The organism is Allobosea sp. 47.2.35, assembly GCF_024655635.1.
GTDB lineage: Bacteria > Pseudomonadota > Alphaproteobacteria > Rhizobiales > Beijerinckiaceae > Allobosea.
Genome location: NZ_JANLGI010000027.1, coordinates 1 through 20,117, shown reverse-complemented (window position 1 = coordinate 20,117; position 20,117 = coordinate 1). Strand labels below are relative to the sequence as shown.

The following is a 20,117-nucleotide window of genomic DNA, read 5'->3' as shown; positions in this document are numbered from 1 at the left end:
AACGCCAGCTGCGAACGCTGGGTTCCGCAGCGTGAGCGTGGCGTCACTCCACCTTGAGCCCGACCTCCTTGATCAGGTCGCCCCAGCGCTTCATTTCAGCCTGCAGGAAAGCACCGAGCTCTTCGGGACTGTTGCCGACGGGCTCGGCCGCGAGCGCATCCATCTTGGCGCGCACCGCCGGGTCGGCGATCCCCGCCTTGGTATCGGCCTGGATCTTGGCGATGACGGCGGCCGGCGTTCTGGCCGGCGCGAACAGCGCGAACCAGGAGGAGACGTCGAAGCCCGGCACGGTCTCGGCGATCGGCGCGAATTCCGGCGCCGTCGGCGAGCGCTTCGCCGTGGTGATGCCGAAGCCGCGGATCGAGCCGGCGCGCACATGGGGCAGCGCCTGCGGGATATTGTCGAAGATCAGGTCGATGCGCCCGCCGATCAGGTCCTGCGTGGCTTGGGCCGTGCCGCGATAGGGCACATGCACCATCTTGGTGCCGGTCAGCTTCTGGAACAGCTCGCCGCAGAGATGCACGGAGGTGCCGACGCCGGATGAGCCATAGGTCAGCTTGCCGGGATTGGCCTTCGCATAGGCGATCAGCTCGGCGACATTGTTCACCGGCAGGGTCTTGTTGGCGACGAGCAGGTTGGGAACCATCGCGACCATGGTGATCGGCGCCAGGTCCTTGGCCGGGTCGTAGGTCAGCTTCTGATAGAGATACTGGTTGGTCGCCATGCCCACCGAGACGATCAGGAAGGTGTCGCCGGTCGGCTCGGCCTTGGCGACGGCGTCGGTGCCGATATTGCCGCCGGCGCCCGGCCGGTTCTCGACCACGATATTTGTGCCCCAGGTCTGGCCGAGCTTGTCGGCGACGAGCCGCGCCAGCACGTCGGTCGCGCCGGCCGGCGGGAACGGCACCACGAGCTTGAGCAGCCGCCCCTGCGGCCAGGGTTGCTGGCCAAAGCCTGCGCTCGGCGCCGCGAGAAGGGCGCCAGCGCCGGCAAGAACACTGCGGCGGTCGATCATGGCCGTCATCGATATCTCCCTGAAGGGCGCGTCTTGCGTCGCCGTTGCGCAAGGCTGCAATTCGTTGCGCCGCTTGTCCAGCCATCGCGCTTGACCGCCATGGACGGTCGCGGCGATTCTCACGCCATGCGCATCATCTCCCGAATCGCGGTTCTATTAGTGCCGCTCGTCCTTCTGCCGGCAGCAGGTCAGGCCCAGTCGACGGCTGACCAGGAGGCGAAGACCCGCGCCGCCAATATCGCGGCCTGGCCCGATGCCGCCCGCTCGCTCTTCGGTCAGAAGACCGAGCCGGCGAGCATGCAGGCGCGTGCCATCGGCTCCTATGCACGCGGCTGCCTTGCTGGTGCCGAGGCGCTGCCGGTCGATGGGCCGAGCTGGCAGGTCATGCGGCTGAACCGCAACCGCAACTGGGGCCACCCGATCCTCATCGACTATCTGGAGAAGCTCGCCCGCGACGTGCCGCGCATCACCGGCTGGGCCGGGCTCCTCGTCGGCGACATGTCGCAGCCGCGCGGCGGCCCGATGCTGACCGGTCATGCCTCGCACCAGATCGGGCTCGATGCCGATGTCTGGCTGACGCCGATGCCGCGCGGCCGGCTCGACCGCGAGCAGCGCGAGAACATGTCGGCGGTCAACATGGCCCGCTCCGACTGGCGCGATGTCGATCCCCGCCACTGGACGCCGGCCCATACCCGCCTGATCCGCACCGTCGCGGCCGAGCCGAAGGTCGAGCGTATCTTCGTGAACCCTGCGCTCAAGGTCGCGCTCTGCCGCGAGGCCGGCGCCGACAAGAGCTGGCTGGAGAAGGTACGGCCGATCTGGGGCCACAACTATCATTTCCATATCCGGCTGGCCTGCCCGGCCGGCATGGCGAGCTGCCAGGGGCAGGAACCGCCTAATTTCGGCGATGGCTGCGGAGCGGAGCTCAGCGGCTGGGTCGAGCGCCAGCACGAGGCGATCTTCAATCCGCCGAAGCCCAAGCCCGGACCGAAGCCCAAGCCGAAGCCGCCGATGTCGCTGGATGCCTTGCCGCCGGAATGCCGGCAGGTTCTTGTCTCGCGCTAGGCCGGCGGTTTATCGCCGCGGCGGCGTGCGGCCGGAGCTATAGGCGAAAGGATCGTTCCGGGGATTGATCGGCAACGCTTCCTCGGAATCCTGCTGGTCCATGACGCCGGAGCCGCCGCCATCGCCGAAGGCGGCCTCTTCCTCCGAGGGCTCGACGGCGCCCGGCAAGGCGAGTGGCCCGCGGTTCTCACTCGGCAAGGGCTGCGGCTGGTAGCGCCCTTGCTTCTGGCGTGCGTCGTATTGCTCGAGGAAGCGTTGCTGCGCATCGAGACCTTGCGGCTGGCCGCGGCCGTAGCTCGCGACCGGATAGCCGCCCTGCACGGCGCCGGGCGGACGCAGGCCTTCGCTCGGCTGCCGCATCAGCCCGCCGCCAGCGACCATGGTGCCGGCCGGCGCCACGCCGCGCGGCAGCGTCTGGGCCGACGAATAGGAGCGTGCCGGGTCCGGCGGCTGCAGGTTGTAGTTCGGCGTGTACTTGATCACCGGCTTGCAGATGTGCCGGCCCTTCGAATGCCGGGCCAGGTCGATATGGAAATGATCGTAGTGGAAGGGGTCTGCGCCCGGGCCGAGCACCGTCGAGAAATGCTCGCAGGCTCCGACGAAGACCTCGCGCAGGAAGTTCTGCTCCTCGGGCGAGCCGCGCCAGCCGTCCTTCACCGTGATCACGCGGTTATCGTTGAGCCGGAAGGAGAAGATGTCGACGGCATTGCCGAAGGCGTGCTCCGATGTGCGCGACGTGCCCGTGCCGTTGTTCATCGCGCGGCAGGAATAGGAGCCGGCCCGCATCTCGATGACCTGGGCGCCGAGCACGTTCATCGCGGCCGGCTGCACCACCTCGGCCAGCCACTTGTCGGTGGTCGCGACGACCGGGCAGGAGAGGGTGGCCGAGCTGGTCAGCCCGATGCCGCCGTTGGAGAAAGCCGAGACCTTCAGCGGCTGCTGCATGCCGCAGGTGCCGGGCCCGTCGATCGCCTTGCCGCGCAGGCTGACATAGGACGAGATCTGCACCTGGCGCGAGGCCATGCAGGCCGCCTCCGCCTGGTCGCGCCAGGCGGCGCGCTGCGGCTTCTGGAACTTGCCGCAGCCCGCAAGGCCGGCTGCGCCGACGATGCCGAGTGCGATGAGGGCGAGATGAGCGCGTCGCATGACCATTCAAATGCGAACCGCTTGGTGAACGGTTTCTCAACCGAGTGCGCCCTGGCCGCCACAGGCGGATTAACTTTGGCACCGTGGTGAACCGGGCCTTAATGCGCCGTTTTCGGCCTTAACCGGTGCCTTTTCGGCAGCTTGCCGGTGCTTTCTGGATGTCGCCAAGATCAGCCTGTCGAGCTCGCAGGTCGAACCGTGGCGAAGCCGTGGCGGCGCGCTGGAGAGTGCTCGCGGCGAAATCGCGCAGTGAGAAATATCCCCAAATCTATTCAATGATTTAACCGATGATTAAGGGTGATCTAGCCTCCGTCCGGGTCCCGCCATGATGCCGCCCCCTTGCGGCCTTCGTCAGTTCTGGTAGCCTCCACGACAGGTCAATGACACAGGAGGGTGTGATGAGTGTCACGCTACGTCTCGACCGATTGATCATGGGTGCGGCCTTCGTTTTCATGATGGCGATCGTTCTGGGAGCGTTCTGACAACGGGTCAGTCTCGAAGTCGCTAGGACCACAAGAGCCATGAAAAACAGCGCCGCCGGGACCAATCCCGGCGGCGCTTTTATGTGCGTAGGCCGTTTTCCGATTCGGAAGGCTCAGCTTTGCGGGCAGGCGGTTTCCGTCACTTCCCAGGACATCATGTTCACTACCCGCCCGCAGGTCGCGACCCGTCGCCCCTGCGTGGTCCTGATGCATGATTTCGCGCCCTCGGCGATCTTGCGGCCGTCGTTCCAGCAGAAGCAGAGCGGCTCCGGCGCCTGGGCGAGGCGCGGCTTGTCGAGGGCGATCGCAGGGTCTCCGGCCGCAGCGGCTTCGCTCAGCAGGAACAGAACCGCTAGCGCGAGCATCCAGCTCAGCATGCGGTGTCGGTGAGGCCTCGGTCCGGATCCGATCATGGCTCTCTTCCCGCGTCTCGTGTCGCGAGACGGTTCGTCAGCCTATCATATCGGTCCGATTGCAACGAATGATTATGTGCCGATTTGAAATAGTAAGACTTTTCAGTCTGTTAGCCGGAAGGGGCCTTGCGCGGGGTGTCGGCTCTCTCCATATTGTGCGGCGGTGGGCCCATGGTGGGCTCCGGGAGGAACAATGTCTCTGATTTCGCTCGCCCGTCGTGGACGTGCCGTCGCCCTGGTCGCCGGGGCCCTGTTGCTCGTGCCGCTCGTTGCCGAAGCCCGTCCGGGCGGCGGCCGCAGCTCGGGCAGCCGTGGGTCGTTCACCAATAGCGCGCCGCCGTCGACCAATACGACGCCGGGCGGCGCCCAGACTTTCCAGCGCTCGGCTCCGGCTTCGCCCTCCATGGCTGGCCCCGCGGCTGCCGGTGCGGCGGCGCAGGCCGCGCGCCCGTCCTTCGCGCGCAACATGATGATGGGCATCGGCGCCGGCCTGCTCGGCGCGGGCCTGTTCGGCCTGCTCTCGGGCTCCGGCTTCTTCAGCGGCCTGGCCTCGCTGGCCGGCATGCTCGGCTTCGTTCTGCAGCTCGCGCTGATCGCCGGCATCGTCGTGCTCGCCATCCGCTTCTTCCGTCGCCGCTCCGAACCGCAGCTCGCCGGCGCGGGCGCGCCCTATGCCCGTCAGGGCTATGATGCGCCGCAGCCGCAGCCTGCCGCCGCCCGCATGGGCGGTTTCGGCGGCGGTGCCGCCGCTGCTGTCGTCCAGCCGCAGCCGATCGAGCTGTCGGGTGACGACTTCAATGCGTTCGAGCGCCTGCTCGGCGAGATCAACACCGCCTACTCGAACGAGGATGAGGCCGGCCTGCGCCAGCGGACGACGACCGAGATGTTCGGCTATTTCGACGAGGATCTCAGCGACAATGCCCGCCGCGGCGTCGCCGACCGCGTCTCCGACGTCAAGCTGCTGCAGGGCGACCTGTCGCAGGCCTGGCGCGAGGGCGATCTCGACTACGCGACCGTCGCGATGCGCTTCAGCCTGATCAACGCGGCCTATGACCGCAAGACCGGCAAGATCGTCGACGGCAGCGCCACGCAGGCTCAGGAGGTCAGCGAGTACTGGACCTTCGTGCGCGAGCGCGGCGCAGCCTGGAAGCTCTCGGGCATCCAGCAGGCGGCCTGAGCGCCGTAAACGTCTGATAATGAGAAACGGCCGGGGCAACCCGGCCGTTTTGCTAAGCGCGGCTTTCGGGTGGGCCGCTGGCGGAGCGGAGCCTATTGCGCTACTGGCGAACAGAGCCAGCCCGGAGCCCGCCTTCCATGAGTGATATGCGTCTCGTCGTCGTCGGTGCCGCCGGGCGGATGGGCCGGATGCTGATCCGCGCCATCGATCAGGCTGAAGGCTGCACGCTCGTGGCGGCGATCGAGCGGCCGGGCTCGGCCGCGCTCGGCGAGGATGCCGGGGGTCTCGCCGGCCTGCCTGCGTCCGGCGTCAAGGTGACGAGCGATGCCGCTGCCGCCTTCGCGGCCGCCGATGGCGTTCTGGATTTCACCGCGCCAGACGCGACGGTCGCCTTCGCCAAGCTGGCGGCCGAGGCGGGCATCCTGCATGTCGTCGGCACGACCGGGCTGGAGCCCAGGCATCTTGCCGAGCTGGCCGAAGCGGCGAAGCGCACGCCGATCATCCGCTCCGGCAATATGAGCCTCGGCGTCAACCTGCTGGCGGCGCTGGTGCGGAAGGTCGCGGCGACGCTCGGCACCGACTGGGACATCGAGATCGTCGAGATGCATCACCGCATGAAGGTCGATGCGCCTTCCGGCACCGCCGTCCTGCTCGGCGAGGCGGCGGCAGAGGGCCGCGCCGTCGATCTCGCGAAGGCGCGCGTCGCTGGCCGCGACGGCATTACCGGCGTACGCGAGCCCGGCACGATCGGCTTCGCGGCGCTGCGCGGCGGCACCGTTATCGGCGACCACAAGGTGATTTTTGCGGGTGCCGGCGAGCGGCTCGAACTCGCCCATGTTGCGGAGGACCGCAGCCTCTTTGCGCAGGGGGCGGTCAAGGCGGCGCTCTGGGGCAAGGGGCGTGAAGCGCGCCTTTACTCCATGGCTGACGTGCTCGGCCTCGACGCGCTCTGACCATGACCCGGGTTGTCGTCGCTCCGGGCGTCGTCCACTGGCCGGGCAAGCTGGCGCCAGAGGAGCAGGCCGCGCTGGTGGCGGAACTCAGGGCGGTCGCGCGCAAGGCGCCGTTCTTCCAGCCGCGCATGCCCAAGAGCGGCAATCCCTTTTCGGTCCGCATGACCAATTGCGGCTCGCTCGGCTGGGTCTCCGACATCAACGGCTATCGCTACCAGCCCGAGCATCCCGAGACCGGCGAGCCCTGGCCGATCATGCCGGCGCCGCTGCTCGACCTCTGGCGGGAACTGGCCGGCTATCCGCATCCGCCCGAGGCCTGCCTCGTCAATTTCTATGCGGCCGGCGCCAAGATGGGCCTGCATCAGGATCGCGACGAGCAGGATTTCGATGCGCCGGTCCTGTCGGTCTCGCTCGGCGATGCCGCGCTCTTCCGCATTGGCGGCACGACGCGCGGCGGCAAGACGACCTCGCTCAAGCTCGCTTCAGGCGACGTGCTGCTCTTCGGTGGCGAGGCGCGGCTGGCCTATCACGGCATCGACCGCATCCTGACGGGCTCGTCCACGCTGCTGCCGGAAGGCGGACGGATCAACCTGACGATGCGACGGGTGACGAAGCCGAAATCTTAGTCCGGCGCTTTGCCGGGCAGGTTCGGGAACGACCAGCCGAACAGCAGCGAACCGGCTCGGAGGCCGAAGCAGGCTGCGATACCTCCGAGCATCACGACCGGTCCGGAGAGACCAAGCCCGGTCAGCAGCGCCGTCATGGCGGCGCCTGCAGTCGCGGCGGTGACGTAGAAATCGCGGCTCCACAGCACCATCGGCCGGTCGCCCGCGAGAATGTCGCGCAGGATGCCGCCGAAGGTTGCGGTCATCGCGCCGAGCGCGACGGCCGAGAGCACGGGCACGGCCGCGTCGAGGCCCTTGAGCGTGCCGATGACGGCGAAGAGCGAGAGGCCGGCGGCATCGGCCCAGAGCAGCAGCTTGCGCCCGGCCCAGCCTTCGAGCATGCCGGGCCGGATATAGGCCAGTCCCCAGGCGCAGAGCGCGACCGTCGTGCAGACGATGACGTCGCTGGGGTCGCGCACCCAGAAGATGCCGCGCCCGAGCAGGACGTCGCGCAAGGTGCCGCCACCGACGCCGGTGACGGTCGCGAGAAGGATGAAGCCGAACGGGTCCATGCCCTTGCGGGCGGCGACGAGGGCGCCGGTCAGCGCGAAGATGGCGACGCCGGCGGCCTCGAACACGGCGTCAGTGCTGGGTCGGCTCGCCGGCCGGCGCGTCCGGAGTCTTCGGCGCTCCCGCCGAGACGCCGACCAGGGCCGGACGCAGCACGCGCTCGCCGATCTTGTAGCCGATCTGCACGACCTTCGAGACCAGCCCCTTGGCGATCGAGGCGTCGGGCGCCTCGAACATGGCCTGGTGCAGGTTGGGGTCGAACTTCTCGCCCTGCGGATCGATCCGGCGCACGCCGTGGCGCTCCAGCGTCTTGAGCAGTTCGCGCTCGGTCAGCTCGACGCCCTCATGCAGTGCCTTCACCGCGGCATCGGCCGTCTTCATCGCGTCGGCCGGCAGGCTTTCCAGCGCCCGGCGCAGGTTGTCGGAGGAGCCGAGCATGTCGCGGGCGAAGCTGGTCACGGCATAGGTCTTGGCATCGGCGATCTCGCGCTCGGTGCGGCGGCGCAGGTTTTCCATCTCGGCGAGCGTGCGCAGCAGCTTGTCCTTAAGGTCGTCGCGTTCGGCCTGGAGCTTGGCGAACTGCGCCGCGAGGCCTGCCTCGGCGGTGGCCGCCTGCTCGGGCGCATCCGCGCCGGCTTCGAGGTTGGGGTCTTCCGTCGCAGGGTTCTGCGTCATTTTATCGTCACGTCCCTTTCTCAGCATTTTCAAGCGAAGTGGATACCGGTTCGCGTGAAGAAAATGCGGCAACTAAAGAGCTGGCTGCGCCGCCCCTTGCGGGGCCCAGGCCGGTCATGCCGGGTTGCAGCCGCGTTCGTGCCGGATATCGGCCTTATGGTCGTTTAAATCAAGCGCGGGCCGGCACTTTCGCCCTGGCCGCCGCCGGCTTCTCGGCCTCGAACTTGAAGACGTCGATGAGTGCCTTGCGGATCGTCAGTTGCCGGCCGGTCGTGACGATCTTCGCATGGGTCAGGTCGGTGATGTAGAACACGTCGACCGCCTTCTCGCCGAAGGTCGCGATATGGGCCGAGGCGATGTTGAGGTTGAGCTTTCCGATCGCCGTGGTGAGATCGTAGAGCAGGCCCGGTCGGTCGAGGCCGGACACTTCCAGCACCGTGTGGCGCGCCGAGAGCACATTGTCGATCACGACCTCCGGCTCGACCTGGAAGGTCTGGCCGCGCGGCGGCGGGGCGCGGCGCTGCGCCACGAGATCGGCGATCTTGATCTCGCCCTTCAAGGCTCGCTCGATCGCGGCGGCGATGCGCTCGGCCCGGCGCAATTCGTCGTCGTCACGGTCGAATGCGCGCGAGACCGAGATCGTGTCGAGCACCAGCCCGTCGCTGGTCGTGAAGATCTGCGCATCGACGATATTGCCGCCGGCCGCCGCGCAGGCGCCGGTGACGATGGCGAGCAGGCGCGGATGGTCGGGCGCTAGCACGGTGAGCTCGGTCACGCCGCGGAACTTGTCGGTCTCGACGATCGTCGCCGTGGTGCGCCCGGCCTGTTCGGCCTCGCGCAGGAAGCGCGCATGCTTCTCCTGCTCGTCCGGATCGACCTTGATCCAGTAGGCCGGGTAGTGCCGCGCGACATAGGCGTCGCGTTCCTCGGCGCTCCAGTCGGCGAGGCGCCGACGCAATTCGTCCTGCTTCATCGCGACGCGCGCCTTGCGCTCGACCGCCGAATGCCCACCGGCGAGCACAAGCTCCGTTTCGTAATAAAGCGTGCGCAGCAGCTGGCCTTTCCAGCCGTTCCAGACGCCGGGGCCGACCGCCTTGATGTCGGCGACGGTGAGGACGAGCAGCAGCTTCAGCCGCTCCAGCGTCTGCACGGTCGCGGCGAAGCTCTCGATCGTCTTGGGGTCGCCGAGATCGCGGCTCTGCGCCACCGTCGACATGTCCAGGTGATGCTCGACCAGCCAGGCTACCGTCTCTGTCTGCGCGGGCGTCAGGCCGAAGCGTGGTCCGAGCTTGCGGGCGATCCGCGCACCGGCGATCGAATGGTCCTCCGGCCGGCCCTTGGCGATGTCGTGCAGGAAGAGCGCGACATAGAGCGCCCGCCGGTTGGCGATGGTCGGCATGATCTCGTTGGCGAGCGGATGCTCGGCCTCCAGCACGCCGGCATCGATCTCAGCCAGCACGCCCATCGCGCGGATCAGGTGCTCGTCCACCGTGTAGTGGTGGTACATGTTGAACTGCATCATCGCGACGACGCGGCCGAAATCCGGGACGAAGCGGCCGAGCAAACCGGATTCGTTCATGCGCCTGAGCACGACTTCGGGGGAGCGCCGGCCGGTCAGGATCTCCAGGAAGATGCGGTTGGCTTCCGGCTCGTTGCGCAGGCCCGGCGTGATCAGCCGGAGCGACTGCGTCACGAGGCGGCTGGCATCCGGGTGGATGGCGAGGTCCTCGCGGCTGGCGATGGCATAGAGCCGGAGCAGGTTGACCGGATCGCGCTCGAAGGCGCTGTCATCGACGACATCGAGGCGCTGGCTCGTCAGCTTGAAATCGGCATGGCCGAGCGAACGCTCGCGCTTGCGCTTGGCGAAGGTGCCGAGCAGCTTCGACAGGCTGGCGCGCGGCTTCTGCTGGCGGGCCTCCAGCGCGGCGCAGACGATGGCGGTGAGATCGCCGACATCCTTCGCGATCAGGAAGTAGGCCTTCATGAAGCGCTCGACCGGTGCCTGCCCGCTGCGGCCGGCATAGCCGATTTCCGCTGCGACCTGCCGTTGCAGGTCGAAGGACAGTCGCTCCTCGGCCCGGCCGGTGATGAAATGCAGCCAGCAGCGTACGCGCCAGAGGAATTCCTCCGAGCGCTGAAACATCTGGAGTTCCTGTTTGTCGAACAGCCCGGCTTCGACGAGGTCGCGTACGTCATGGACGCGGTAGGCGTATTTGGCGATCCAGAACAACGTGTTGAGGTCGCGCAGGCCGCCCTTGCCGTCCTTGACGTTGGGCTCGACCAGATAGCGCGAGGCGCCCGCTCGCTGCACCCGGAGCTCGCGCTCGGCGAGCTTGGCCTCGGTGAAGGCCTGGGCCGTGCCCTCGACCACTTCGGCATCGAAGCGGCTGACCATCTCGTTGAAGAGCGAGCGGTCCCCCACCAGAAAACGGGCTTCCAGCAGGGCTGTGCGGATCGTCATGTCGGCACGGGCCTCGCGCACGCAATCGTCGATCGAACGCACGGAATGGCCGGTTTTCAGCTTCAGGTCCCAAAGCGGATAGAGCATCGACTCGATGACGCTCTCGCCCCAGGCCGTCTGCTTGTGCGGGAACAGGAAGAGCAGGTCGACATCCGAGCCCGGCGCCAGCGTGCCGCGCCCGTAGCCGCCGACGGCGACCACAGCGATCCGCTCCGATTGCGACGGGTTGTCGGCCGGATAGAAATAGCTGGTCGCCGCGCTGTGCAATCCGAGCACCACGGCATCCATCACCGCCGAGAGCCGATGCGCACAGGCCAGGCCGGCGCGCGGCCCCGCCAGGATCGCTCGCGCGGAAGCGTGGCCTTCGTCGAGCACCTGCCTGAGCCCGGTGACCAGGGCTTGCCGCATCTGCGCCTTGTCGCGCCGGCTGATGGTCTCGAACAGCCGCGCGATCCCGGCCTCGGGGCTGTGCAGCATCTCGGCGAGCGACAGGGCGGGCTTGGCAGGAGGCGTGGTCACGAAGGCTCCGGTCCGGCGAGCATCGCCTTTCGTAACATGGGTAAGGGGGTAGGGAGAGGATAAAATTAAACGCTACAAGATGTGAAACGCAGATAAAAACACATTCAAGCGTGTTGTTTGACAAACAGAACGACCAGACCTATAGATCGGATACGCGCCGATTTGAGCCACCAGCTTGCGGGCGCGAAACAAGTGCAGCTAAAGCATGGGGCAAAGGACGCCACCCGTCCCGATCCCTCGCACCATCGACAGAGGGATAAGCCCCATGACCAGCATCACCCGCCGCCTCGCGCTCGCCTTTGTTGCCGCTGCCGGCCTTGCCGCGCCGGCCTTCGCGCAGGCACCCAAGGAAATCCGGATCGACTACGCGACCTATAATCCCGTCAGCCTCGTGCTGAAGGAGCGCGGTATTCTCGAGAAGGCGCTTGAGGCCGATGGCATCAAGGTGCGCTGGGTGCTGTCCGCCGGATCGAACAAGGCGCTCGAATTCCTCAATGCCGGATCGATCGATTTCGGCTCAACCGCTGGCGCCGCCGCGCTGATCGGCAAGATCAACGGCAATCCGATCAAGTCGATCTATGTCTATTCCCGGCCGGAATGGACGGCGCTGGTCACCGGCGCCAAGAGCGAGATCGCCAAGGTCGCCGATCTCAAGGGCAAGCGCGTCGCCGTCACCCGCGGCACCGATCCGCATATCTTCCTCGTCCGCGCGCTGGCCGATGCCAAGCTGACCGAGAAGGACGTCAAGCTCGTCCTGCTCCAGCATGCCGATGGCCGCCTCGCGCTGGAGCGGGGCGATGTCGACGCCTGGGCCGGGCTCGACCCGTTGATGGCCGCTGCCGAGGTCGAGAGCGGCGCCAGGCTGTTCTACCGCAAGGCCGAGGACAACACCTGGGGTATCCTCAATGTCCGCGAGGCCTTCGCCAACGAGAACCCGGCGCTGGTGAAGAAGGTGCTGGCCGCCTACGAGGAGGCCCGCGCCTATGCGCGCGCCAATCCGGCCGAGCTCAAGAAGGTTCTGGTCGAATACACCAAGCTCTCCGAGCCGGTGATCGAGCGCCAGCTCACCCGCACCGAATTGACCCATTCGGCGATCGGCCAGGCGCAGGTCGACACCATCACCGCCGCCGGTCTTGCACTGAAGGAAGCCGGCGTGCTGCCGGCCACGACCGATGTGAAGGCCGCCGTCGACAGCCTCATCGACCGGCGCTTCGCCGCCACCAACTGACGGGCGAGCGCACGGCGATGAGCGTCCTGGAGATCGCAACCGCCGTGGACGAGCCGGAGCGGCGCCCCGCCGCCCCGCGCCGCTCCTACCGGCTCGCGATCGCCGGTTTCGTTCTGCCGGTCGTGCTGGCCATCCTCTGGGAAGGGCTCGTCGCGGCCGGCATCGCCAATGGCCGCCTGATGCCACCCCCAAGCGTCGTCGGCCGCACGCTCTGGGGGCTCGCGGCCTCGGGCGAGCTTCTGACCCATGCGGGAGCAACGCTCTGGCGGGTCGCCGCCGGCTTCGGCCTCGGCGCGCTCGCCGGCACGGTCCTCGGAGCGGTGACGGGCGCTTTGCCCGTCGCCCGCAGCCTGCTCGACCCGACTTTGCAGGCGCTGCGCGCGATCCCCTCGATCGCCTGGGTGCCGCTCTTCATCCTCTGGCTCGGAATCTTCGAGGCCTCGAAAGTGGCGCTGATCGCGGTCGGCGTCTTCTTCCCGGTCTATCTCGGCGTCGCCGCGGCGATCCAGGGCATCGACCGCAAGATCATCGAGGTCGGCCGCGTCTTCCGGCTCTCGCGCCTCGCCATGGTCCGCCGCGTTCTGCTGCCGGCGATTCTGCCGGCCTGGATCACGGCTCTGCGCTCTGGGCTCGGCCTCGGCTTCATGTTCGTGGTCGCGGCCGAGATCATGGGGGCGAGCGAGGGGCTGGGTTATCTGCTCGTGGACGGCCAGCAGCTCGGCCGCCCCGATACCATCATCGCGGCCATCATCAGCTTCGCCGTGCTCGGCAAGCTGGCGGACGGCCTGCTCGTCGCCATCACGCGGCCGTTCCTCGCTTGGCAGGATACGGCGCGCGACAAGCTTTGAGGGGCGTCCCGGTGCTGAGCTTCGACCGGCTCTCCAAGACCTATGCCGACGGCACGCGCGCCTTGTCGGCGATCACGCTCGATGTCGGGCGCGGCGAGATCGTCGCCCTGCTCGGCGGCTCCGGCTGCGGCAAGACCACCTTGCTGCGCCTTGTCGCCGGGCTCGACCGGCCGAGCGAGGGCGCGATCCGCCTCGATGGCGAGGCGATCGCCGAGCCGCGTGCCGATGTCGGCGTGATCTTCCAGGAGCCGCGGCTCTTCCCCTGGCTCAGCGTCGCCGAGAATGCCGGCTTCGGGCTGTCGCATCTCTCCGCCTCCGAGCGCGACGGGCAGGTGACCAGCGCGCTCGTCCGCGTCGGTCTCGCCGGCCACGAGGAGCGCTGGCCGCGCGAGCTTTCCGGCGGCCAGCAGCAGCGCGTCGCCATCGCGCGGGCCCTCGTCACTCGGCCGAAGCTCCTGCTGATGGACGAGCCCTTCTCGGCGCTGGACGCCACGACGCGGGCGAGCCTGCACGGTCATCTGTTGGCGCTCTGGCAGGAGAGCCGGCCGACCGTGGTCATGGTCACGCACGATGTCGAGGAAGCCGTGACGCTGGCAGACCGCATCGTCGTGATGCAGCCCAAGCCCGGCCGCATCTTCGACGAACTCGACAATCCGCTCGCCCGCCCGCGCGACCGGCTCTCGCCGGCCTTCGAGGCGACGAAGCGCGAGGTCTTGCGCGCGCTCGACCGTTCCTTGCGCGACGAGGCCCCCCATCAGGAGAAGGCGGCCGAGACCGCCGGCATGTGGTGGTGAGTGCCGTTTGACAAAACGGACGCTTAGACCTTAGAAGAGGACACGCGCCGATTTGAGCCTCAGCTTGCGGGCGCGAAACAAATGCAGCTAAAGCGCGGGACGACGGGACGGCTGATGCCGTCGACGCTCCTTCCGCTTTGTCATGGATGGAGCCAGCGATGTCCGGCACGCTTCACGATTTCTCCCGCTCTCCCGAACATGCCCTGCCGCGTCCTCGGGCCGGCGAGATCGTCGCCCTGCTCGGTTCGCCCGAGGCACGCAAGGTGGCGCTGCGCGCCTTCTCCGGCCTGCAGACCGAAGAGGGAGCGGTGCCGACGGCCGAGATTGGCCTGCTCTGCGCCCGGCCGCGTTTCTTTGCCTGGCTCGATCTCACCGAGAACCTCGCTTTCGCCTTGCCGAAGGCAACGCCGTTCGAACGCGAGGGCTTGATCGCCAATGTGCTGGTCCGCCTTGGCCTCGCCGGTCAGGCGAAGCAGCGGCCGGTAGAGCTCTCGCCGGAGGGGCTGCTGCGGCTCGCCATCGCTCGTCTCCTGCTGGTCCGGCCGCGCCTGCTGCTGATCGACGAGCCCTTTGCCGTGCTCGAGGCCGAGGCGCGCGCGCGGCTTGCCGCCTTCCTGCCGGAACTCTGCACGCAGGCGCGCCCCGCTGTCGTCATCGCCACCGGCTCCGTCGAGGAGGCGCTGCGCCTAGCTGATCGCATCCATGTCCTACCGCAGGCGGGACCGGCCGCTTTCAGCCTCGACAACCTGCTGGCGCGCCCGCGCGAGGAGCGCTCGGTCGGTTTCGTCACCCTGCGACGGGAATTGCGCCGGGCGCTCGAAAAGGAGACCCGGCCGGCCGCGCCGGAGGTGGAGGCGGCGGCCTGAACCGGCTACAAGCCGCCGGGCCGCCTTAGGAGAAATACGATCATGGACGTCACCGCGCTGCGCGCCTTGCAGGCCCCGCTCAAGGATGAGTATCGCACCAATCCTGAAGCCGCGATCATCACGCTCAAGGCCCATGGCGAGCTCGACGACCAGCATATCGCCTGCAAGGTTGAGACCGGCCGTGCCATCGCGCTCGCCGGCCTGCATCCCGCCACCGGCGGCTCCGGCGCCGAGCTTTGCTCCGGCGACATGCTGCTGGAGGCGCTGGTCGCCTGCGCCGGCGTGACGCTGAAGGCGGTCGCGACCGCGCTGGAGATCGAATTGAAGAAGGGCGCTGTCCGCGCCGAGGGCGATCTCGATTTTCGCGGCACGCTCGGCGTCGCCAAGGATGCCGCGGTCGGCTTCAAGGCGATCCGCCTGTTCTTCGACGTCGAGAGCGACGCGCCGCAGGACAAGCTCGACACGCTGCTCAAGCTCACCGAGCGCTATTGCGTGGTCTTCCAGACGCTGAACGTGAAGCCGGAATTGTCGGCGACCTTGCAGAAAAACGCCTCCTGACACGGGTCAGGAGGCGCCTGGAGACACGGTTGTATGGGGAGGAGCTAGAACTCTTCCCAGCCCGTGCTGCCGTTGCGGGCATTCACTGCGCGCTTGGCGGGGGCGGGCTCGGCCTTCGCTGCGGCGGGGCGCCGCGATTGCTGGAAGGCCGCTTCGGCGAGCTGGCGCAGACGATCCGGTTCAGATGCAGCCGAGCTGATCGAGGCGGGTGCGCGCGACGCGGCAGCACCGCCCTGATTGGTCCGGAAGGTCGCGACCAGCGCATTGAGCTGCTCGATCCTGCCCGAGAGCGAATTCGCCGAAGCCGCGCTCTGCTCGGACAGGGCCGCGTTCTGCTGCGTCATCTCGTCGAGATGCGCGACGGCCTGGCTCATCTCGTCGATGCCGTTGGCCTGCTCACCCGAGGCCGCCGAGATGTCGGCGATGGTCGCAGCCACCTTCTGCGAAGCCGCCAGAATCTGCGTCAGGGATTCTCCGGCCTTGCGTACCAGCTTCACGCCTTCGCCGACCTCGGTATTGGACGAGGAGATCAGGGCCGAGATGTCCTTGGCGGCTTCGCTGGAACGCTGCGCCAGGGTCCGCACCTCGGAGGCGACGACGGCGAAGCCCTTGCCGGCGTCGCCGGCGCGCGCCGCCTCGACTGCCGCGTTGAGCGCGAGCAGGTTGGTCTGGAAGGCGATGTCGTCGATCACGCGGATGATATCGGAGATCTTCTGTGAGGCGGTCTCGATCCGGGCCATGGCATCGACCGCCTGCCCGGCGATGGTGCCGCCGGAGCGCGCAGCGCTCGCCGCCTCATCCGCAGCGGTCGCCGCCGAGCGGGAAGCCTGGGCGGAGGCCTTGACCGAGGCTGCGAGCTCCTCGGTCGTGGCTGCGGTCTGTTCCAGCGAGGAGGCCTGTTCCTCGGTGCGCTTCGACAGATCGTCGGCGCCCATGCTGATCTCGCGCGCGGCGAGCCCGACATCGGCCGAGGTGGTCTGGATCGTCGCAACCGTCGCCGAGAGGCGGTCCACCGTCTCGTTGATCGCGCCCTTCAGATCGGCGAAGCGGCCGCGATAGCCGGTTCCGATCTGGCGGGTCAGGTCGCCGCCTGCGATCGCCTGGAGGATGTCGGCGAACTCGGTCGTGGCGCTGTCGACGACACGGTTGATCTCGTTGATACCGGCGACCAGCCGCTGCATCTGCTCGTCGCCGTCATCGATCTGGAGGCGAGCCGAGAAATCGCCGGCCGCAGCCGCTGCAACGACCTCGCTGACATCCGAGACGACCGCTTCCATCGACTGCGCACGGGCGAGGCGAGCGGCTGCCGCGGCGCGCTCCTGCTCCTCCAGCGCCCGCACCCGAGCTGCATTCTCCTGGAAGATCTGCAGGGCTCCGGCCATGTCGCCGATCTCGTCGCGGCGACCGATGCTGGGCACCGTGACGTCCTGCTCGCCGCCGGCGAGGCGCTTCATCGCGTCGGTCATCCCGGCGAGGGGACGCACGATGCCGCCGATGACGAAGGCCAGCGCCAGCGCGGCGACCAGCAGGGCGCTGCCGGCCATGACCAGCAACAGGATGCTGGCTGAGCTGGCGGTAGATTGGGCCACGATGCCCTGGTTGCGCGCCTGCGACAGTTGCAATGCGGTCAGCTCGCCCAGCTTGGCCGTGATGGGGTCGATCGCATTGTAGAGTTCGTCGGTGGCGAACATCCGCAGCGCGCTCTCGTCGCGTTCCTTCAGGATACCGATCAACTTGGCGACGGCAGCATCGCCAGTCTTCATCAGCGCTGTCGCCTGCTCGGAAAGCTGCTTCTCGTCGGCAGAAGTGACACTCGGTAGGTAGGCCTTCCAGCCCTTGTCGATGTTCCCGACTGCTTCCTGGACGCTCTTCAGCGCGTTCGTCCAGGTGATCTGGTTGCTCTGCGCTTTCCAGATCGTGTCAACGACATTGACCGCATACATCTCGCTGACGACGCGCAACTGCTCCATCGGGATGACATTGCTCTGGACTACGTCATCGATCCGCTGCGTCACGGATCGAAGGGCCAGGAATCCACAGGTGCCGACGATAAGGACGCAGAGGGTCAGCGCGACGAGCGCGCCCGCCAGCTTGGTCTTGATGCTCAGGGCCATGATGAACTTTCCGGGAAGAGGCCGCGATGGTGAGGAGAGGCGGTGGGGTCTATGCGGTCATGCCTATTTTCGAGGCAGTCGTCGGGCTCGTCCGGTTCGAATCATGGCAGGCGACTGTATTTGGGTGGCGATTTCTCCTGAAATTTTCAGAGAATGCTTAAGGTTGCTCTAACGGAAATCGGGGGCGGGCACGCAAGGATTGCGTTGCCTGTTCGGCAACATCAATTCCATCTGTGCTTGTATTGAATTTTACAAGACAAGTCCTGGGCGAAAATTTCGGCTGCAAAGCGAGCTGCCGCTATTCGGCCGCGCGCTTCAGCTCCAGCCCCTTGGCGAAAGGTAGTTTTGGTTCGCTCTTCTCGTCGTCGAAATCGAGCGCGCCGATCTTCTCGGCGCGGCTGGTGACCTTGCCGGCCGAGGTCTTGATCTGGCCGACATCGTCCTGCGCCTGCCGGAAATGGTTGTCGAGCTTGTCGACGCGCTCGCCGAGCCGGCGAACGTCGTCGAGCAGCTTGCCGACTTCGGTCTGGATGACCTGCGCCTCCTCGCGCATCCGGGCATCGCGCACCAGCGATTGCATCAGCTGGATCGCCAGCGCCAGCAGCGAGGGCGAGACGATCATGATGCGGGCCCGGTGCGCCCGCTGCACGACATCGTCGAAATGCTCGTGCAGGTCGGCATAGATCGATTCCGACGGCACGAAGAGCAGTGCCACGTCCTGCGTCTCGCCCGGCAGGAAATAGCGCTCTGCGATGTCCTTCACATGCACGCCGACATCGCTGCGCACGCGCTGGCCTGCGGCCTTCTTCGCGTCGTCGCCACGGGCCTCGCGCAGCAGCGTGAAGCTCTCCAGCGGGAACTTGGCGTCGATGACGAGGCCACGCCCATCGCCGGGCAGCGTGACGAGGCAGTCCGGCCGCTTGCCGTTCGAGAGCTGGGGCTGGAAGGCGAAGAAGGCAGCGGGCAGGCCGTCCCTGATGATCGCCTCCATCCGGCCCTGACCATAGGCGCCGCGCGCCTGCTTGTTGGCGAGCACGTCCCTGAGCGTCACCACCTCGGAGGTCAGGTCGGTCAGGTTCTTCTGGGCGCTGTCAATGACGGCCAACCGCTCCTGCAGCTTGCCGAGGCTCTCGGTGGTCTGCTGGACATTGCGTTCGAGCCCGGCACCGACCTGCTGGCGCAGTCCGTCCATCCGCTCGGCGACGAGCCGGGCGAGATCGCCCTGCCGGGTCGAGAGGATCTCGGCCATGGACTGCATCCGGCCGGCAAGCTCGGCCTGCTGGCGGTTCATCTCCGCGACCTTGTCGTCCATCTCGCGGGCGCGCTCCGCCGCCATCGCGGCCTCGATCGCGCGGCTCTGGCCGCCGCGCCAGCCGGCGATCACCGCCATCAGCAGCAGGACAAGGCTCAGGGCCCCGAAGCCGAGCGCGGCTTCGGCCCAGGTCACCGGGCGTTCCAGCAGGGTGAAGGCGATCTCGCTCATGCGCGGGAGCCTAGCCGATTCGATTTGAAATAGCGAACGAAAGCGGAACAGTTTGACCGCTCCTTCACAAATGCTTATGTCCCGGGCTCAACAGCTCTTTTCCCCTGGAATCCCATGGCCATTCGCCCGCTCGTCATCCTGCCCGACGCCCAGCTTCGCCTCGTCTCGAAGCCGGTCGAGGCAGTCACGCCCGAGATCAGGACCCTGGTCGCGGACATGTTCGAGACGATGTATGACGCCCCCGGCATCGGGCTTGCCGCGATCCAGATCGGCGTACCGCTGCGCGTTGTGACGATCGACCTGTCGAAGCCCGAGGCGAAGGAAGGCGAGGAGCCGGAGCCGCGGAAGCCGCAGGTCTTCATCAATCCGGAGATCACCTGGTCCTCCGAGGAATTCAGCGCCTATGAGGAGGGCTGCCTCTCGATCCCCGAATATTACGAGGAGGTCGAACGCCCTGCCGAGGTCAAGGTTCGCTTCATGGATCTCGATGGCAAGACGCAGGACGTCGAGGCCGACGGCTTGCTCGCGACCTGCCTGCAGCATGAGATCGACCATCTCGACGGCGTGCTCTTCATCGACCATCTCTCGCGATTGAAGCGCGAGCGCGTCACCAAGAAATTCGCCAAGGCGGCCAAGCGTTCGGCGGCCTGAGATCTGCGATCCGCGCGACGTCGCCCTGACGGAGCGCAGCGTAGAGCCGGGATCCATGCCGGACCGCATCCGGCAACGGTTCAGGCACGGTCCCGGGGGCCCTTTCGGTGCCCGGGATGACATTCGTTTATAGGTAAGGTCGAGCGTATGAGTTTGCGCGTCATCTTCATGGGCACGCCGGATTTCGCTGTGCCGGTGCTGACCGAGATCGTCGGCCAGGGCCACGAGGTCGTCTCCTGCTATACCCGCGCTCCGGCGCAGGCGGGCCGCGGCCTCGAACTGAAGCCCTCGCCGGTGCATCGGGCGGCCGAGCGCTTCGGCATTCCGGTCTTCACCCCCAGTACGCTGAAGACGCCGGAACAGGCCGAGATCATCGCCTCGCATCAGGCCGATGTCGCCGTGGTCGTCGCCTACGGCATGATCCTGCCCCAGGCGATCCTCGACCTGCCCGAGCTCGGCTGCCTCAACCTCCATGCCTCGCTGCTGCCGCGCTG

Annotated in this window: 19 protein-coding genes; 11 read left to right on the top strand and 8 right to left on the bottom strand. The window is 67.3% G+C overall.

Annotated elements, in window-relative coordinates:
• Window positions 1–43: 43 nt before the first annotated feature.
• Window positions 44–1,024, bottom strand: a complete 981-nt coding sequence (locus NUV79_RS22710; RefSeq protein ID WP_257735348.1) for a tripartite tricarboxylate transporter substrate binding protein — start codon at window positions 1,022–1,024, stop codon at window positions 44–46.
• Between the two features lie 117 nt (window positions 1,025–1,141).
• On the opposite strand from NUV79_RS22710, the gene mepA reads away from it, so the two are divergent.
• A complete protein-coding gene (gene mepA / locus NUV79_RS22705; protein ID WP_257735347.1) occupies window positions 1,142–2,080 on the top strand; it encodes a penicillin-insensitive murein endopeptidase in 939 nt (312 codons plus the stop codon).
• 9 nt (window positions 2,081–2,089) lie between these two features.
• On the opposite strand, the gene NUV79_RS22700 is transcribed toward mepA, so the two are convergent.
• Together NUV79_RS22700 and NUV79_RS22695 are read right to left on the bottom strand one after the other, a co-directional pair.
• Window positions 2,090–3,232 (bottom strand): extensin-like domain-containing protein, encoded by a 1,143-nt coding sequence (locus tag NUV79_RS22700; RefSeq protein WP_257735346.1) that lies wholly within the window; start codon window positions 3,230–3,232, stop codon window positions 2,090–2,092.
• Window positions 3,233–3,821: 589 nt separating this feature from the next.
• Window positions 3,822–4,085: a hypothetical protein gene (locus NUV79_RS22695; protein ID WP_257735345.1), complete on the bottom strand. Its 264-nt coding sequence runs from the start codon at window positions 4,083–4,085 to the stop codon at window positions 3,822–3,824.
• A 229-nt stretch (window positions 4,086–4,314) separates the two neighbouring features.
• On the opposite strand from NUV79_RS22695, the gene NUV79_RS22690 reads away from it, so the two are divergent.
• From NUV79_RS22690 to NUV79_RS22680, 3 genes are all read left to right on the top strand, one after another.
• Window positions 4,315–5,298 (top strand): Tim44 domain-containing protein, encoded by a 984-nt coding sequence (locus NUV79_RS22690; RefSeq protein ID WP_257735344.1) that lies wholly within the window; start codon window positions 4,315–4,317, stop codon window positions 5,296–5,298.
• Window positions 5,299–5,444: 146 nt separating this feature from the next.
• Window positions 5,445–6,251: a 4-hydroxy-tetrahydrodipicolinate reductase gene (dapB, locus tag NUV79_RS22685; RefSeq protein WP_257735374.1), complete on the top strand. Its 807-nt coding sequence runs from the start codon at window positions 5,445–5,447 to the stop codon at window positions 6,249–6,251.
• Between the two features lie 2 nt (window positions 6,252–6,253).
• Window positions 6,254–6,877: an alpha-ketoglutarate-dependent dioxygenase AlkB gene (locus tag NUV79_RS22680; protein WP_257735343.1), complete on the top strand. Its 624-nt coding sequence runs from the start codon at window positions 6,254–6,256 to the stop codon at window positions 6,875–6,877.
• Here the strand turns inward: NUV79_RS22680 and NUV79_RS22675 are convergent.
• The 3 genes from NUV79_RS22675 to NUV79_RS22665 form a co-directional block, all read right to left on the bottom strand.
• A complete protein-coding gene (locus tag NUV79_RS22675) occupies window positions 6,874–7,494 on the bottom strand; it encodes a trimeric intracellular cation channel family protein (RefSeq protein ID WP_257735342.1) in 621 nt (206 codons plus the stop codon). The genes NUV79_RS22680 and NUV79_RS22675 overlap by 4 nt on opposite strands.
• Before the next feature lie 4 nt (window positions 7,495–7,498).
• Window positions 7,499–8,101, bottom strand: coding sequence for a nucleotide exchange factor GrpE (gene grpE, locus NUV79_RS22670; protein ID WP_257735341.1), 603 nt, complete (start codon window positions 8,099–8,101; stop codon window positions 7,499–7,501).
• Window positions 8,102–8,270: 169 nt separating this feature from the next.
• A complete protein-coding gene (locus tag NUV79_RS22665; RefSeq protein WP_257735373.1) occupies window positions 8,271–11,039 on the bottom strand; it encodes a [protein-PII] uridylyltransferase in 2,769 nt (922 codons plus the stop codon).
• A gap of 307 nt (window positions 11,040–11,346) precedes the next feature.
• Between NUV79_RS22665 and NUV79_RS22660 the strand changes: the two genes are divergently transcribed.
• The 5 genes from NUV79_RS22660 (at window position 11,347) to NUV79_RS22640 (ending at window position 15,375) form a co-directional block, all read left to right on the top strand.
• A complete protein-coding gene (locus tag NUV79_RS22660; RefSeq protein ID WP_257735340.1) occupies window positions 11,347–12,309 on the top strand; it encodes an aliphatic sulfonate ABC transporter substrate-binding protein in 963 nt (320 codons plus the stop codon).
• 17 nt (window positions 12,310–12,326) lie between these two features.
• Window positions 12,327–13,157, top strand: a complete 831-nt coding sequence (locus tag NUV79_RS22655; protein ID WP_257735339.1) for an ABC transporter permease — start codon at window positions 12,327–12,329, stop codon at window positions 13,155–13,157.
• 11 nt (window positions 13,158–13,168) lie between these two features.
• Window positions 13,169–13,951 carry an ABC transporter ATP-binding protein gene (locus NUV79_RS22650; protein WP_257735338.1) on the top strand — a complete coding sequence of 261 codons (783 nt, stop codon included), beginning with the start codon at window positions 13,169–13,171 and terminating at the stop codon, window positions 13,949–13,951.
• A gap of 158 nt (window positions 13,952–14,109) precedes the next feature.
• On the top strand, window positions 14,110–14,817 hold the full coding sequence (locus NUV79_RS22645) for an ATP-binding cassette domain-containing protein (protein WP_257735337.1): 708 nt from the start codon (window positions 14,110–14,112) through the stop codon (window positions 14,815–14,817).
• 42 nt (window positions 14,818–14,859) lie between these two features.
• Complete coding sequence (locus tag NUV79_RS22640) at window positions 14,860–15,375, top strand: OsmC family protein (protein WP_257735336.1); 516 nt, start codon at window positions 14,860–14,862, stop codon at window positions 15,373–15,375.
• Window positions 15,376–15,419: 44 nt separating this feature from the next.
• On the opposite strand, the gene NUV79_RS22635 is transcribed toward NUV79_RS22640, so the two are convergent.
• Together NUV79_RS22635 and NUV79_RS22630 are read right to left on the bottom strand one after the other, a co-directional pair.
• Window positions 15,420–17,489 carry a HAMP domain-containing methyl-accepting chemotaxis protein gene (locus tag NUV79_RS22635; protein WP_257735335.1) on the bottom strand — a complete coding sequence of 690 codons (2,070 nt, stop codon included), beginning with the start codon at window positions 17,487–17,489 and terminating at the stop codon, window positions 15,420–15,422.
• Window positions 17,490–17,787: 298 nt separating this feature from the next.
• Window positions 17,788–18,972: a DNA recombination protein RmuC gene (locus NUV79_RS22630; protein ID WP_257735334.1), complete on the bottom strand. Its 1,185-nt coding sequence runs from the start codon at window positions 18,970–18,972 to the stop codon at window positions 17,788–17,790.
• A gap of 114 nt (window positions 18,973–19,086) precedes the next feature.
• On the opposite strand from NUV79_RS22630, the gene def reads away from it, so the two are divergent.
• Together def and NUV79_RS22620 are read left to right on the top strand one after the other, a co-directional pair.
• Window positions 19,087–19,623, top strand: a complete 537-nt coding sequence (gene def, locus NUV79_RS22625; RefSeq protein ID WP_257735333.1) for a peptide deformylase — start codon at window positions 19,087–19,089, stop codon at window positions 19,621–19,623.
• A 147-nt stretch (window positions 19,624–19,770) separates the two neighbouring features.
• A partial coding sequence (locus NUV79_RS22620) for a methionyl-tRNA formyltransferase (protein WP_308218243.1) occupies window positions 19,771–20,117 on the top strand: 347 nt, incomplete at its 3' end.